Origin of the sequence: Neoroseomonas alkaliterrae (genome assembly GCF_014199195.1) — a bacterium.
Taxonomy (GTDB): domain Bacteria; phylum Pseudomonadota; class Alphaproteobacteria; order Acetobacterales; family Acetobacteraceae; genus Neoroseomonas; species Neoroseomonas alkaliterrae.
This window is the reverse complement of the sequence record NZ_JACIJE010000050.1, coordinates 1-1,092: the sequence shown is the minus strand read 5'-3', so window position 1 is coordinate 1,092 and position 1,092 is coordinate 1. Positions and strand designations below refer to the sequence as shown.

Here is a 1,092-nt window from a genome sequence, read left to right as displayed (position 1 = left end):
AAGGGGCGCCTTTCGGCGCCCCTTCGCGGTTCGTGTCGCCTCTGGCGACCGCTTAGCGGAGGATGATCTCCACGCGGCGGTTCTGCGGCTCGCGGACGTTGTCCGGCGTCGGGACCAGAAGCTGGGTCTGGCCGAAGCCGCGGGTCACGATCTCGTTGCGCGGCACGCCCAGACGCACGAGCTCGGCGGCGACGGCGGCCGCGCGGCGCTCCGACAGGCCCTGGTTGTAGCGGGCCGAGCCGGAGGTGTCGGTGTGGCCGTTCACCTCGATGCGGGTGACCTGCTGCGTCGTGCGCGCCTGCGCCGCCTCGGCGATGATCTGGCGCGCGCGGGCCGTCAGGTCGGCGCGGTTCCAGTCGAAGAAGACGAGGAAGGTGCGCGCCGGCGCCGGCGCCACCGCGGCCGGAGCCGCCGGGGCGGCCGTGCGGCCGAAGTTGTAGCGCACGCCGAACATGATCGAGTGGTTGAAGTTGTCCGCCTCGAAGGTCGCGCGCGTCACCGCACCGGCCGGCGTCGTCACCGTGCCGTTGATGTCATGGCCCAGCGTGCCCATGAAGCGGTACTCGGCCGTCAGCACGAGGCCCGGCACCGCCTGGATCGGCAGGCCCACGCCCGCGATCAGCTGATAGGCGAAGTTGCCCTCGTCGCCGTCCAGCAGCAGGCGGTTGCCGTTCGCCGCCACGCCGCGGACGCTGTCGTAGTTGTGGATCTGGTAGCCGATACCACCGCCGACATAGGGCGCCACCGGGCCGAGGTTGAAGTCATACAGCACGTTGAACATCGCGCCGTAGGACGAGGCGTTGCCGCCCACCCGGTTCAGCCGCCCGACCGGCGCCGCGCCCTTGATCGCGTCCACGTCGTTCTGGCGGTAGCTGCCCTCGAGCTCGAGGCGCAGGCCGTTGCCGAAGCCGTAGCCGACGCTCAGCACGCCCGCGTAGCCCCACTCGAAGTTCACATCGAGACCGCGGTCCGACGTGCCCTGCAAGAAGTTCGCGCCGAAGCCGGCACCGATGTACACGCCCTGCACCCGCGGGTCCCAGCCCTGCGCATTCGCCGCCATCGGCAGCGACAGCAGCGTCGCGGCAAGAAGCG

The 1,092-nt window shown here is 71.0% G+C and carries 1 protein-coding gene; it reads right to left on the bottom strand.

Features of this window, described 5'->3' with window-relative positions:
• Nucleotides 1-52: 52 nt before the first annotated feature.
• The coding region (locus FHS88_RS20495; RefSeq protein WP_184487335.1) for an OmpA family protein at nucleotides 53-1,092 on the bottom strand (1,040 nt) is incomplete at its 5' end.